This window comes from Streptomyces sp. NPDC041200 (assembly GCF_055591805.1).
The window spans coordinates 22,074-35,558 of the sequence record NZ_JBVIZF010000020.1 but is presented as its reverse complement, the minus strand read 5'-3'; the positions used below and the strand labels follow the sequence as shown (position 1 = coordinate 35,558).

Sequence of the window (13,485 nt, the reverse complement as noted above, 5' to 3'; positions counted from 1 at the left end):
GGACCGTTCACTTCCGTCGCTCAAACATCTCGCGGTTTTTTACCCGTACTTGGGTGGCCGCGCCCTGACCTGGGCGGTCGCCGCGGTCCCAAGGTGAAGGAGGCTCCGGGCCAGGCGGTTACCGGGGGTTATCGGCGAAGGCGTCCGCGCGGATGTGGGTCAGCGGGGTCGCGGCCACCCGGTACCGGCCGTTGGGCACCCGGCTCGACTTGGTGACATGGACGGCGAGGGGGCCCGCCCACTCGTACCCGTGCTCCTCCGCGTGCCGCATCAGACTGTCCGTGAGGGTCTGGCCCGCCTGCTTGCCGTGCCGGGACAGCTCCTCGTACACCTCGTCGGACAGCTCGACGTCATAGGCGTTGGGTACGACCACCCGACTGGAGCTGCACACCACCGCCTGGCTGTCGCATTCCTCCCGCAGGGCGCCCAGCAATTCCACCGGCTCGGGGTGGAACACCTTGGCGAGCAGTGCGTCCTCGAAGCGCTCTATCGCTCGTTCGATCCGGGTCAGCGTGTCCATGCGCGGACGTGTGCCCGAAAAGCAGCGGGTGTATGTGCGCGACTACGGTCCGCACATACACCCGCTCCCAGGGTGAACATGGAGTAAACGCTCAGCCGGCGCGGCTGAGCAGGGTCTTGACCCCGCTGGCCGTCAGCGTGACCGCTTCCGGGGCGCCGGCGTCGATGGTCAGCGAAAGCTCCTCGGAGGGCCAGCCCTGGGCAAGCGCGCCCAGCGGCACCTGGTGGTACCGCTCGATCTGCGGCAGCGCCTGGTGCATGCGCTCCGGAGTCGTGAAGACGGGCACCAGCTGGGCGCCGTCCTCCTGCTGGAACACCGGCAGGGTCACCGCCTGCGGGTCGGTGTTCTCGGCGCTCTCGGCGGCGGGAAGCAGAACCTCACTGCCGGCGAGAGTGTTCAGCGCGGACTCGTCCGCACGGTCCGCGGCCAGCTCACCGAGGGCGTGCTGGGTGGCGGTAACGGTGTTGTCATCGGGAAGAGCAGTCATGATTCCGTCCAAGATCGGGATATGCGAGTGGCCGTGCCCGGGAGCGGGCGTCCTGGCCACGGCTGGCTCGAATACCCGGTTGCACGGCACTCACACATCCCGTGGCGGAGTGTTTTTGTTTTCTGCTCGGATGCCGCTCAGGCGCCGCGGTAAGCCCTGTAGTTCCGGAAGAGCAGATAGGTGTCCAGGATGTCGGAGGACGCGCTCTCGACCGACCGGTAGATGCCCCACTTGGGCCGCTGGTAGTCGCCCTGGTCCGGTATCTTCACGTTCGACATGCTGCCCTGTACTGCCACCGGGGCGCCGGAACCGGTGCCGTTGCGGGCCGTGAACGTGGCGGTTCCGCTGGCCCCGATGGTCAGTTTCCACTCGACGGTGATCCACTTGTTCCGCAGCGGCGCCAGGTCGGTGGAGGCGATGTCCGGCGAGCCGGAGTTCGCGTAGGCCCGCGCCCGCAGCGTTTCCTTGCTGCCGTTGCGGCCGAGGCTCAGCGTGAGGTACGGGCCACCGTTGTCGACCGGGGTCTTGGTCTGGAAGATGTGGGTGAACTTGCTGGTGCCGTGCAGTGAGGACGGCATGTACATCTCGTACGACAGGGTCCAGGTCTCCCCGTCCCGCATCTTCAGCTTCGTACCGCCCTGCACCATCCCCTTGGACTCGGTGCGCTGGCGGTCGCCGCCGCCGGTGGTGTCCCGGTCGTCCTTCCAGATGTTGAAGCGGTAGTGGTCACCGCCCTCGATCACGACATAGTCCCGGTCGGGGTGCTGGTTGCCGCGGTCGGCCTCGATGCCCTCGAACGCCTTGAGCCCGACGCCGGACGGGCTGGGGTTCCAGACCAGTTGCGGCGCCCGGACGGCCGCGGCGGCCGGGGAGACGCCCGACGTCAGCTGCCCGAGGAGGGGCGCGCCGACGGCTGTGGCGGTCATGGAACCGAGTAACGTCCGACGACTGAAGCCGCGTGGAGCAGAGTCTTCTGCCATGTGGGGTCCCTGTGGAGGAGGTCGGAGGAGCTGGGAAAAGGTCGGTCCCGCGCGGCTGTGCGCGGGCGTGGCGCGTACATACGATGGACTGGACCATTGGGGTCGTCAAGGCTCGCGACACGGTTATTCATCCCATGTCTCATGAAACGGCCTCGGCGGCCGCTCCCGCGAGGGGGGAACGGCCGCCGAGGCCGGAAACGCGCTCTGTCGGCGCGGAGTTGACGGTATGTCACATAGTGGCGGCGTCGATGACGAACCGGTAGCGGACATCGCTGGAGAACACCCGCTCGTACGCCGTGTTGATCTCCTCGGCGCGGATGGTCTCGATCTCGGCGCCCACCCCGTGCTCGGCACAGAAGTCGAGCATCTCCTGCGTCTCGGCGATGCCGCCGATGAACGAACCGGCGAGGGTCCGGCGGCCCATGACCACCGAGAACAGGTTGAGCGTGATGGGCTCCTCCGGGAGACCCACGTTGATCAGCGCGCCGTCCGTCTTCAGCAGCTTCAGGTACGCGCCGAAGTCCAGCGGCGCGGACACCGTGGACAGGATGATGTCGAAGGTGTCGGCCAGCTCCTTGAAGGTCTGCGGGTCGCTGGTCGCGTAGTAGTGGTCGGCGCCGAGCCGCAGCCCGTCGTCCTGCTTGCGCAGCGACTGGCTCAGCACGGTGACCTCCGCGCCCATCGCGTGGGCGAGCTTCACGGCCACGTGGCCGAGGCCGCCCATGCCGAGGACGGCGACCTTGCTGCCCGGCCCGGCCTTCCAGTGGCGCAGCGGGGAGTACGTGGTGATACCGGCGCACAGCAGCGGCGCGGCCACGTCCAGCGGCAGCGCGTCCGGGATGCGCAGCACGTAGTTCTCGTCGACGACGATGCCGGTGGAGTAGCCGCCCTGGGTGGTCTCGCCGTACTTGTCGGTGGCGGCGTAGGTGGCGGTCTCGCCCTGGGTGCAGTACTGCTCCAGGCCCTTGCGGCAGTTCTCGCACTCACGGCAGGAGTCCACGAAGCAGCCGACGCCCACCCGGTCGCCGACGGAGTACTTGGTGACACCGGGACCGACCTCGCTGACGACACCGGCGATCTCGTGGCCCGGCACCAGCGGGAAGGGCACCTCGCTCCAGCCCTCCCGGACCTGGTGGATGTCCGAGTGGCAGATGCCCGAGTACGTGATGTCGATCGCCACGTCGAACTCGCCAACCGGACGGCGCTCGATCGTGGTGCGCTCCAGCGGGGCCTTGGGGGCAGGTGCGGCGTACGCGGCAACGGTACTCATGGGGCGTTTCACTCCTTGCGGTGGTTCTGTGTTCGGTCTCCTTCGAATCCTTGGCCGAACACAGTGGCAAGGGTGCCAAGGTGAGGCAAGAGTGGCCAAAAGTAGGGTCAACCTGCGAGGATGGGGGCTAGCGGGAGGAACGCCCCGCACTGGGGGAAGAACACCCCGAGCGGGCCGCCGGTGGGGCGCCGACGACCCGCCCGCAGAGGGGGAAACGCCCGGTCACACGGGTCAGCGCGATTCCGGGGCGAGGGCCGGGCCGGTGGCGTCGGCCGCGGTGTTCAGATCGCGGTCCAGGGTTTCCGGGGTCATCCGGGTCGTGATGAGACTCACCGCCGCGACCACCGTCATGTAGACCGCGACCGGTATCCAGGAGCCGGTGAACGCGGTGAGCAGCGCGCTGCAGATGAGCGGTGCGACACCACCGCCGATCACCGAGGAGAACTCCCGGCCCAGGGCGACTCCGGCGTAGCGGTAGCGGTTGCCGAACAGCTCGGGGAAGTAGCTCATGTGCACACCGACCAGACCCTGGCAGGCCAGGATGAAGCCGACCGCGATCGCCACCGCGATGGCCACCTGCGAGCCGGAGTTCAGCGCGATGAACGTCGGGGCGGGCAGCAGCACCATGGCGCTGAGAATCAACGTACACACCGGGCGCCGTCCGATGCGGTCCGACAGGGTGCCGAACGCGATGGCAGCCACGCCGCCGCACAGGGAGCCCAGCAGCAGCACCTCGGGCACGAAGCTCTTCTCGACGCCCACGCTGGACACCAGGTAGGAGGCCATGAACACCTGGTAGGTGTACGACTGCGTGCTGACCCCGAAGTTCATGAGGATCACCAGGAACAGGGGCTTGCGGCCGTGCCGGAAGACCTCCTTGACCGGTGAGGCGGGCCGCTCGTGCTGAGCCTTCAGCTCCTGGAAGACCGGGCTCTCGTTCAGCTTGCGGCGCATGATCATGGCGGCCACGGTCACCAGGAGGCTGCTGGCGAAGACCACCCGCCAGCCCCAGGACATCAGGGCGTCATCGGGGAGTTGCTGGGCGAGCATCCAGGCCACCGCGCCTAGCGCGGTACCGAGCGCCGCCCCCGTCATGACCAGGGAGGACAGCCTGCCGCGCCGCCCCGTGGCGGCCGTCTCCGTGAGCAAGGTGGCGCCTCCGGCCTGCTCGGCGCCCGCGCCGAAGCCCTGCGCCATGCGGCAGATCAGCAGCAGGATCGGGGCGAGGATGCCCACCGCTCCGTACGTCGGGAGCAGACCGATGGCGAGGGTGGAGCCGCCCATGAGGAACAGGGTGGCGATGAGCACCCACTTGCGGCCGAGGCGGTCCCCGAAACGGGAGAAGAAGAGCCCGCCCAGCGGCCGGGCGGCGAAGCCGACGGCATAGGTGCTGAAGCTGGCGAGGAGGCCCACGGACGCCGAGACATTGGGGAAGAACAGATCGCTGAAGATCAGTGCCGAGGCGGTGCCGTAGATGACGAAGTCGTACTGTTCGAGCGCGGTGCCGACCAGACCGGCCCAGGCCGCGCGGCGTACCGCCTGGGGGTCGGCGGGTGGTTCGGCGCTGGGGGTGGTGGCCGGTGGCGGGGGAGTGGTGGTGTTGCTCTCCATGATCCATGCCTCCTTGAACGGATCGTGTCCGGAGCGGAATCCGGCAGGGCGAAGCAGAGCGGGGAAGGAAGGGGGACGGGGGAGGGGGACGGGGGTGGTCGCGGTGTCAGACGGTCCGGCCACCGGTGGCATCGGCGGCCGCCGCGGCGGGTCCGTGCCGGACGATGATGTCGATGAGTTCGGCGATCCGGGCGGTGAAGGCCGGATGGTCCCTCAAGTGGTCGCCGAGCAGCCCGCTTTCGAGGACGGCCTCGACGAACGCGGTACGGGGCCCGGCGGGCGCGCGCCGGGCGAGGTCGGCGAGCGGCTCACGGGCCGGATCGGCCATCGCGGCCGCCTGGGGTCCGGACTCGAAGCCGGACGGCGGGGCCACACAGCACAGATAGGCCGCCACGGTCAGCGCCAGATGGTGGGGCATCCGCCCGGCCCGCAGATGGAGCAGGGCCGGTTCCGGCACCCGCTGGCGGAGCTTGACCGAGCCGTCCGAGCCGACCTGCCGGGTGCGGTGGCCCAGCGCGGTGTTGGCCCAGCGATCGAACAACTGCCGTACGTAGTCTTCCAGTTGGATGTCGGCGGGCACGGTGAGGCTCGGCAGATAGTCGTCGTGGAGCACATCGCGCGCGGCCTCGGCGATGAACGGCCGGGCGATGGAGTCCGGGATGGTCTCCCGCCCGTCCAGCGCGCCGAGATAGGCGATGAGCGAGTGGGTGCCGTTGAGCAGCCGCAGCTTCAGCAGCTCGTACGGTTCCACATCGTCCGTGAACAGGGCCCCGCCGTGTTCCCAGCACGGACGGCCTGCGGCGAAACGATCCTCCATGACCCACATGGAGAACGGTTCGGCCGGTACGGGGACGGCGTCCCGCACCCCGAGGCGGCCCGCGACCGCGTCACGGTACACATCGGTGGTGGCGGGCACGATCCGGTCGACCATGGAGCTGGGGAACGTTACCGAACGTGTCAACCAGGGCAGCAGCTCCTCGCGCTCCGCAGCCGGAAGCGCCTCGGTGAACTCATGCACCAGCCGCCGGGTCTGGGCTCCGTTCCCCACCAGGTTGTCGCAGCTGAGCACCGTCAGCGGCTGGGCGTGGGTGCGTACGCGGCGCTGCAGTCCGCGCACGATCCGCCCGATGGTGGTCCTGGGCGGGGCGTCCCCGCGCAGATCGGCCCGCACCTCGGGGGAGTCGAGGTCGAGTCCATGGGTGCGCGGGGAGAAGGTGTAGCCGTGTTCGGTGACCGTCAGGGTGACGATCGCCGTGCCGGGTGCCGCCAGCGCACTCTGGACCTCGTCCGGCTGCTCCGACGCCACCAGCGCCCCGGTGTGCACCGCGGGCACCGTGGCCCGGGTGCCGTCGGGGGAGATCTCCACCACCGTGTAGCGCAGCTGCTGCTCGCGCAGCGCCCTGGCCACCGTGGCCGAGCGGCCCGCGACCCCGAGGATGCCCCAGGGGCCCTCGGTGTGGTCCAGGGCGGCCGCGGTGTGCACGGCCTGATGGGCGCGGTGGAAGTTGCCGAGCCCCAGATGCACGATGCCGGTCTCGGTGGGTGGCCGCCGGGGGGTCAGCGCCGCCGCGGGGGTGGTGGCGCGGCCCAGGCGCGGCAGGCGCGCCGGAGTGGGCAGTGTGGTGGGCGTCGTGGCCATCGGGGAGATCCTCACCAATCCGTCATCGAGCCGTCGAGCTTTCGCGCGACCGGCAGGTAGGCGGGTTCGTACGGGAAACGGGCGGCGAGTGCCTCGTCCACCTCGATTCCGAGGCCGGGCCGGTCGCCCGGGTGCAGATGCCCGTCGGCATAGGACCACGCGTGGCGGAACACCTCGTGCACGACCGGTTCGTAGCCCATGTACTCCTGGATGGCGAAGTTCGGCGTGGCCAGACCCACGTGCAGGGACGCGGCCAGCGCCACCGGGGACACATCCGAGGGACCGTGCGGGCCGAGCCGTATCTGCCAGATCTCGGCGAGGGCCGCGATCCGCCGCAGATGGCTGATCCCGCCCGCGTGGCTCACACAGGTCCGTACGAAGTCGATCAGCTGCTCGGTGATCAGTGACTGGCATTCCCAGACCGTGTTGAACACCTCGCCGATCGCCAGCGGCACGGTGGTGTGCTGCCGCACGTGCCGCAGCACCTGCTGGTTCTCCGCCGGGGTGACGTCCTCCAGCCAGAACAGGTCCACCTCCTCCAGCGCGCGGCCGAGCCGGGCGGCCTGGCCGGGGGTGAGGCGGTGGTGCACATCGTGCAGCACCTTGAGCTCGGGCCCGACATGCTCGCGTACCGCGCCGAGGACCTTCGGCGCGTGCCGGAGGTAGGCGTCGGTGTCCCACGCCTCCTCCGCCGGGGCGGCGCCGCGCCCGGCCGGTTCGTAGCCGCGGCCGCCGCGGCTCACCCCGTACACGGTGTCCAGCCCGGGGACACCGCTCTGCGCCCGTACCGCGCGGAATCCCTCCTCGCGCCGGGCGTCGATGGATTCCAGCAGCCGCGGGACGTCCCAGCCGGTGGCATGGGTGTACGTGAGGATCCGGTCGCGCACCGCGCCGCCCAGCAGCTGGTACACGGGCTGCCCGGTGGTCTTGCCCTTGATGTCCCACAGCGCCATGTCCACCGCGCCGATGGAGGTCATGGTGACCGGGCCGCGCCGCCAGTAGACCCCGCGGTAGAGGTACTGCCAGGTGTCCTCGATCCGCGCCGGGTCGCGGCCGATGAGCAGCGGTGCCACATGGTCGCGCAGATACGAGGCGACGGCCAGCTCACGGCCGTTGAGGGTGGCGTCGCCCCAGCCGACGAGGCCTTCGGCGGTGGTGATCTTGAGCGTGACGAAGTTGCGGCCGGGGCTGGTGACCAGCACCTCGGCGGTGGCGATGGTGTCGGTTCGGGGCGTCGCGGTGGCGGCGATGGTGTCGCTCCGGGGTGTCGTGCTCACCGGGCCACCGCCACCACGTTGTGCAGCGGCGCTCCGGTGGCCAGTCGGCCGATGTTGGCGGTGATGTCGGCGGCACGGCCGATGAAGGTCTGCCGGGTGAGACCGGAGGAGTGGGGGGTCATCAGCACGTTGTCCAGCGTCTCGAAGGGGTGCTTGCTGGGGGCGCCGGTGTGTCCGCTCGTCGGGTACCGGTACCAGACGTCGAGCGCGGCGGCCCCGATGGTGTGTGTGCTCAGTGCCTGGTACAGCGCGTCCTCGTCCACAACCGGGCCGCGTCCGACATGGACCAGCACCGCGGACGGGCCCATCCGGGACAGCTCGGCCTCGCCGATGAGCCCGGTGGTCTCCGGGGTGAGCGGCGCCGACACCACGACCACGTCGGAGGTCTCCAGCAGGGCGCCCAGTTCGTCGGTGGTCGCGGCCCAGGCCAGCCCCTCGGCGGCCGCGTCCACCTCGCCCCGCCGGGTGACGGCCGTACCGCTCGCGCCGAACGCCCGGAACCGCTGCCAGCAGCGGGCGCCGATGTGGCCGAAGCCGACGAAGCCGATGGTGGCCGCGGACAGCGCGTCCATCCAGGGGGAGCGCGGATCGTGTGCGGGGGAGTCCCACACCGCGCGGCGCAGCGCGTCGTGCTGGCGCAGAAAACCACGGCGCAGCAGGATCGCCGAGGCCACCGCGTATTCGGCGATCGCGTCCTCGTGGTGGAAGGTGTTGGCCACCTGGGTGCCGGGCGGCAGCGCGGTCAGGTCGATCTTGTCCGTCCCCGCGCCGGCCGTGTGGACCAGCCGGAGCCGGGTGGCTCGGGCGGCCGTCCGGGCGGTGCACTGTCCCGCCACCAGCACATCGGCGGTGGCCACCGCGGCCTCGACGGCCTCGGCGTCCCGGGGGTCGGGCCAGTTGACGGCCGTACCCGCTGGAAGGGCGGCCTCGAACTCGGCGCGCAGTGGATGGAGGTTGGCGTCGGCCACCACCACGGTCAGGGGCTCGGCGGTCATGGCGTGTCCTTCCCCGCCGCCACCGCGACACCTTCCAGGACGGTGTGCGCCGGGCCGGTGGACCCGCGCACGATGAGCTGGGTGGGCAGCCGCAGGGTGCGGGGGGTCTGCCGCTCGCCGCCGAGGATCTGCCCCAGCATCTCGTGGCTGAGTCGACCCGCCCGGGCCATCGGCACCGCGATGCTGGTCAGGGACGGCTGTGCCACTTCGGCGAACGGGATGTCGTCGACGCCGATGACGCTCAGCCGCTCGGGAACGCTCAGCCCGAGCGCCCGGGCGCCGGAGATCACGCCCAGGGCCATCAGGTCGTTGTGCGCGATGACGGCGGAGGCGCCCGAGGCCATGACACTGGCCGCGGCGGCCGTTCCGCCCGCCACCGTCTCGGCCTGCCAGCCCAGCAACTCCAGCTCCAGACCGGCCCGTTCGGTCTCGGCGCGGATCAGCGCCACCCGGTGGGAGTTGGACCAGGAGCGCTGCATGCCCTGCACATAGGCGATCCGCCGGTGGCCGAGCGCGGCGAGGTATTCCACGGCCTGGCGCATCCCGTGGGCGGCGTCGGCGATCACACAGTCGGCACCGGCCGTCTCCCGGTTGACCAGGACGGCGGGTGTGCGTCCGCAGAGGTCGAGCACCTCGTCCGCGTCCAGCCGGGGCGAGCACACGATCAGGCCGTCCGCCTGGTGCTTCAGGTGGGCGATCACCTCGCGCTCACGGCCCGGGTCGAGGTCGGTGTCGGCGAGCACGACGGTCTGCCGGTGACGCCACCCCTCGCCCTGGGCGGCCTTCACGAACGACCCGAAGACGGGGTTCGCGATGTCGGGGACGACGACGGCGACCGTGGCGGTCTGGGTGGTGGCGGGGGCCTCTTGGGCACGGGCGGTCACCGGTGGTTCGTAACCCAGCTCTTGCGCGACGCTCAGGATCTTGCGCAAGGTCTGGGGGCCGAGCCGGTCCGGGTTGCTGAAGGCCCGGGAGGCCGTCGACAGGGCCACATTGGCGCTTTTGGCGACGTCGGTGAGGGTGGGGGCCATGGCGGCCCGCTACCGGTGCGAGGAGACAGCGCGGGTGAACGACATAGTTAATGGTGTTCACCGCCCGGCAACCTTGTCAACGCTTGCCGCAATATTGGCAAGGCCCGGTCCGATGGGCGGCTCACCCACCGGGCCGGGGCCCTGGACCTGGCTCAGCCGAGGTCGACCAGCAGATCGCCGCCCTCCACCTGCTGGATGGCGTTGATGGCCACCCGGGAGACCCGGCCGGCCTTGGGTGCGGCGATGGTGGCCTCCATCTTCATCGCCTCGATGGTGGCCACGGTGGCGCCCGCCTCGACCTGGTCGCCCTCGGCGACGGTCAGCGTCACCACCCCGGCGAACGGCGCGGCCACATGGCCCGGATTGCTCTTGTCGGCCTTCTCGGTGGCGGGGATGTCGGAGGCCGCCGAGGTGTCCCGGATCTGAATCGGGCGCAGCTGGCCGTTCAAGGTGGACAGCACCGTACGCACGCCGCGCTCATCGGCCTCGCCGATGGCCTCCAGCTCGATGAGCAGCCGCACCCCGGGCTCCAGGTCCACCGTGTACTCCTTCCCCGGCCGGATCCCGTAGAAGAAGTCCTTGCTGTCCAACACGCTGGTGTCGCCGAACGTCTCCCGGTGGGTCTCGAACTCCTTCGTCGGACCGGGGAACAGCAGCCGGTTCAGGGTCCGGCGCGGGTCGTCGGCAAGGTGCTGCCGGTCCTCGGCGGACAGCTCCTCCGTCGTCGGCCTGGCCTCGGCGCGGCCCTCCAGCGCCTTGGTGCGGAAGGGCTCCGGCCAGCCACCGGGCGGGCTGCCCAGCTCGCCGCGGAGGAAGCCGATGACCGAGTCGGGGATGTCGAACTTGTTGGGCTCGGCCTTGAAGTCCTCCGGCGACACCCCGGCGCCCACCAGGTGCAGCGCGAGGTCGCCGACCACCTTCGAGGACGGGGTGACCTTCACCAGGTGGCCGAGGATGCGGTCGGCGGCGGCGTACATCGCCTCGATGTCCTCGAAGCGGTCGCCGAGGCCGAGCGCGATGGCCTGGGTGCGCAGGTTGGACAGCTGGCCGCCGGGGATCTCGTGGCGGTAGACCCGCCCGGTCGGCGAGGCGAGGCCCGCCTCGAACGGTGCGTAGACCTTGCGCACGCTCTCCCAGTACGGCTCCAGCCCGCCGATGGCCTCCAGATCGAGGCCGGTGGGCCGCTCGGAGTGGTCGGTGGCGGCCACGATCGCCGACAGCGAGGGCTGTGAGGTGGTGCCCGCCATGGACGCCACCGCCCCGTCCACCGCGTCCGCACCGGCCTGGATCGCGGCCAGATAGGTGGCGAGCTGGCCGCCCGCGGTGTCATGGGTGTGGATGTGCACCGGCAGGTCGAACTCCCGGCGCAGGGCGGACACCAGCTTCGCGGCGGCCGGCGCGCGCAGCAGCCCCGCCATGTCCTTGATGGCCAGTACGTGCGCGCCCGCGTCCACGATCTGCTCGGCGAGCCGCAGGTAGTAGTCCAGCGTGTACAGCTTCTCCGACGGGTCGGACAGATCGCTGGTGTAGCACAGCGCCACCTCGGCGACCGCGGTGCCGGTGTCCCGTACCGCCTGGATGGCGGGCCGCATCTGCCCGATGTCGTTGAGCGCGTCGAAGATCCGGAAGATGTCGATGCCGGTGGCGGTGGCTTCGTGGACGAAGGCGTCCGTCACCTCGGTCGGATACGGGGTGTACCCGACGGTGTTGCGGCCGCGCAGCAGCATCTGCAGACAGATGTTGGGCACCGCCTCGCGCAGCGCGGCCAGCCGCTCCCAGGGGTCCTCGGCGAGGAACCGCAGCGCCACGTCGTAGGTGGCGCCGCCCCAGCACTCCAGCGACAGCAGCTCCGGCACGGTGTGCGCCACAGCCGGGGCCACGGCGAGCAGGTCCTTGGTCCGTACGCGGGTGGCCAGCAGCGACTGGTGGGCGTCTCGGAAGGTGGTGTCGGTGACCCCGATCCGCGGCGACTCCCGCAGCCACCGCGCGAACCCCTCCGGGCCCAGCTCGGTGAGGGTCTGCTTGGACCCGGGGGGCGGCGCCCCCTCGGGCACCCGTGGCAGCTTTCCGGCCGCGTCGATCAGCTGGGGCCGGGGGCCGTGCGGCTTGTTGACCGTGACGTCGGCGAGATACGTGAGCAGCTTGGTACCGCGGTCGGCGGAGTGCCGCGCGGTCAGCAGATGCGGTCGCTGCTCGATGAACGAGGTGGTGACCTTCCCGGCCTGGAAGTCCGGATCGTCCAGGACGGCCTGGAGGAACGGAACGTTGGTGGACACCCCGCGGATACGGAACTCGGCCACCGCGCGCCGGGCCCGCCCGATTGCGTGGTCGAAGTCGCGGCCCCGGCAGGTCAGCTTCACCAGCATCGAGTCGAAGTGGGCGCTGATCTCGGCACCGGCGTGGGTGGTGCCGCCGTCGAGGCGGATGCCCGAGCCGCCCGGTGAGCGGTAGGCGCTGATCATGCCGATGTCCGGGCGGAAGCCGTTGGCCGGGTCCTCGGTGGTGATCCGGCACTGCAGCGCGGCGCCGCGCAGATAGACCGTGTCCTGCGACAGGCCGAGGTCGGCCAGGGTCTCCCCGCCCGCGATCCGCAGCTGCGACTGGACGAGGTCGACATCGGTGATCTCCTCGGTCACCGTGTGCTCGACCTGGATGCGCGGGTTCATCTCGATGAAGACATGGTTGCCGTCGCGGTCCAGCAGGAATTCCACGGTGCCCGCGTTGCGGTAGCCGATCTGCCGGGCGAACTTGACCGCGTCCTCGCAGATCCGGGTCCGCAGTTCCTGGTCGAGATGGGGCGCGGGCGCCATCTCGATGACCTTCTGGTGGCGGCGCTGCAGCGAACAGTCCCGCTCGAACAGGTGCATGACATTACCCTCGGCATCGGCGAGGATCTGCACCTCGATATGGCGGGGCTCGACGACCGCCTTCTCCAGGAAGACCGTCGGATCGCCGAACGCCGACTCGGCCTCGCGGGCCGCCGCCTCGATAGACTCGCGCAGCAGCCGGGGCTCCTCGACCCGCCGCATTCCGCGCCCGCCACCGCCCGCCACGGCCTTGACGAACACCGGGAAGCCCAGCTCTTCCGCCGCCCTCACCAACTCGTCCACATCCGAGGAGGGCTCCGAGGAGCCGAGCACCGGCACCCCCGCTGCCCGGGCCGCGGCCACCGCCCGCGCCTTGTTGCCGGTCAGCTCGAGGATCTCCGCGCTCGGGCCGACGAAGGCGATCCCCGCCTCCTCGCACGCCCGCGCGAGGTCGGGGTTCTCGGACAGGAAGCCGTATCCGGGATACACCGCGTCGGCACCGGCCCGCCGCGCAGCGGTGACGATCTCCTCGACGGACAGATAGGCCCGCACCGGATGGCCCGGCTCACCGATCTCATACGCCTCATCGGCCTTGAGCCGGTGCAGCGAGTTACGGTCCTCGTGCGGGAACACGGCGACCGTCCTCGCTCCCAGCTCGTATCCGGCGCGGAACGCCCTGATGGCGATTTCTCCACGGTTGGCGACCAGCACCTTGCGGAACATGTCCCATCCCTTCCTACTGCCCGTCCTACTGCCCGGTACGAATACAGCTTGCCCGCGACACTACTGCTGCCCCGCACGCCAGACGGCACCCTTGTGATCCAGTTCGCACCTCGGGCATGGTGCCCGGGGGACCGAACGGCGTTCC

The 13,485-nt window shown here is 70.5% G+C and carries 10 protein-coding genes; all 10 read right to left on the bottom strand.

Annotation, left to right across the window (positions count from 1 at the left end; genetic code table 11):
- Positions 1 to 118: 118 nt before the first annotated feature.
- Positions 119 to 520, bottom strand: coding sequence for a DUF3662 domain-containing protein (locus ACZ6CL_RS31105; RefSeq protein ID WP_468941694.1), 402 nt, complete (start codon positions 518 to 520; stop codon positions 119 to 121).
- Positions 521 to 611: 91 nt separating this feature from the next.
- Positions 612 to 1,007 carry an SseB family protein gene (locus ACZ6CL_RS31100; protein ID WP_468941691.1) on the bottom strand — a complete coding sequence of 132 codons (396 nt, stop codon included), beginning with the start codon at positions 1,005 to 1,007 and terminating at the stop codon, positions 612 to 614.
- A gap of 137 nt (positions 1,008 to 1,144) precedes the next feature.
- Positions 1,145 to 1,933 carry a hypothetical protein gene (locus ACZ6CL_RS31095; protein WP_468941688.1) on the bottom strand — a complete coding sequence of 263 codons (789 nt, stop codon included), beginning with the start codon at positions 1,931 to 1,933 and terminating at the stop codon, positions 1,145 to 1,147.
- A 283-nt stretch (positions 1,934 to 2,216) separates the two neighbouring features.
- Positions 2,217 to 3,257: an NAD(P)-dependent alcohol dehydrogenase gene (locus tag ACZ6CL_RS31090; RefSeq protein WP_468941685.1), complete on the bottom strand. Its 1,041-nt coding sequence runs from the start codon at positions 3,255 to 3,257 to the stop codon at positions 2,217 to 2,219.
- Positions 3,258 to 3,488: 231 nt separating this feature from the next.
- A complete protein-coding gene (locus ACZ6CL_RS31085; RefSeq protein WP_468941682.1) occupies positions 3,489 to 4,868 on the bottom strand; it encodes an MFS transporter in 1,380 nt (459 codons plus the stop codon).
- A 106-nt stretch (positions 4,869 to 4,974) separates the two neighbouring features.
- The gene (locus tag ACZ6CL_RS31080; protein WP_468941680.1) at positions 4,975 to 6,507 is read right to left on the bottom strand and encodes a mannitol dehydrogenase family protein; all 1,533 of its coding nucleotides are present in this window, start codon (positions 6,505 to 6,507) and stop codon (positions 4,975 to 4,977) included.
- A gap of 11 nt (positions 6,508 to 6,518) precedes the next feature.
- Positions 6,519 to 7,784 (bottom strand): D-mannonate dehydratase ManD, encoded by a 1,266-nt coding sequence (gene manD / locus ACZ6CL_RS31075; protein ID WP_468941678.1) that lies wholly within the window; start codon positions 7,782 to 7,784, stop codon positions 6,519 to 6,521.
- Positions 7,781 to 8,779, bottom strand: a complete 999-nt coding sequence (locus tag ACZ6CL_RS31070; protein ID WP_468941675.1) for a 2-hydroxyacid dehydrogenase — start codon at positions 8,777 to 8,779, stop codon at positions 7,781 to 7,783. The genes manD and ACZ6CL_RS31070 overlap by 4 nt, the downstream gene beginning before the upstream one ends.
- Entirely contained in the window at positions 8,776 to 9,810 is a 1,035-nt protein-coding gene (locus ACZ6CL_RS31065; RefSeq protein ID WP_468941673.1) for a LacI family DNA-binding transcriptional regulator, read from the bottom strand. Before ACZ6CL_RS31065 ends, ACZ6CL_RS31070 begins: the two co-directional genes overlap by 4 nt.
- Before the next feature lie 152 nt (positions 9,811 to 9,962).
- On the bottom strand, positions 9,963 to 13,340 hold the full coding sequence (locus ACZ6CL_RS31060) for a pyruvate carboxylase (RefSeq protein ID WP_468941671.1): 3,378 nt from the start codon (positions 13,338 to 13,340) through the stop codon (positions 9,963 to 9,965).
- Positions 13,341 to 13,485: the final 145 nt, after the last annotated feature.